1 protein-coding gene is annotated in these 809 nt (G+C 74.4%); it reads right to left on the minus strand.

The window, feature by feature from the left end; genetic code table 11:
* Positions 1–809, minus strand: an 809-nt coding sequence (locus CFP71_RS43970) for an AMP-binding protein (protein WP_143267356.1), incomplete at both ends; no start/stop codon positions are given.

Consider the following 809-nt stretch of genomic DNA (forward strand, 5'->3'; position numbering starts at 1 on the left):
CCGTCAACGTCGCGACGCCGAGTTCGAGCCCGCTGGTCGGCTCGTGCGCCAGGAGCAGGCAGGCGCCCGCGTCCGCGGTCACCGCGCGCATCCGGGCCTCCGGCCAGCCGGTGTCCAGCGGCACGAACACGCCACCGGCCTTCAGCACCGCCAGCAAGCCCACCACCAGGTCGGCCGACCGCTCCATCGCGACCGCCACCGCCGACTCGGGCCGCACCCCCGCGGCGACCAGTGCCCGCGCCAGCCGGTCCGCGCGCGCGTCCAGCTCGCCGTAGGACAGCTCCAGCTCGCCGGAGACGACCGCGACGGCGTCGGGGCCGGCCGCGGCCCTGGCCGCGAACGCGTCCGGTATCGAGACCTCGGGTACCGGTACCGCGGTGTCGTTCCAGCCGTCCACCAGAGCGGACAGCTCGGTCTCGTCCAGCACGTCGACCGTGCGCAACGGCGTGGCCGGCTCGTCCGCCAGCGCGGTGGTGAGCGCTTCGAGACAGGTGAGCAGCAGCGCGCCGACCCGGGCCGGGTCGGCGGGCGCCACCGCGTCCAGGGTGATCGCGAAGCCGGACTCCTGGGCATCGACAGCGACCGCGAGCGGGTAGTTCGTGAGGTCGCGGGCGGACAGGACCTTCATCCCGTCCAGTGCCGGGCGGGCCTCCTCGGGAGTGTCCGGGCTGTGCCGGTAGTTGAAGATGGAGCTGAACAGCGGGCTGCCGCCGGTGAGGCCACTGGCTCCTTGGGCGAGCGCCAACGGCGCGTGCTCGTAGGCCAGCAGGTCCGCGAGCTGATGCCGCAGCCCGGTCAGCGCTTCGCCG

Source organism: Amycolatopsis thailandensis, assembly GCF_002234405.1.
Classification (GTDB): domain Bacteria; phylum Actinomycetota; class Actinomycetes; order Mycobacteriales; family Pseudonocardiaceae; genus Amycolatopsis; species Amycolatopsis thailandensis.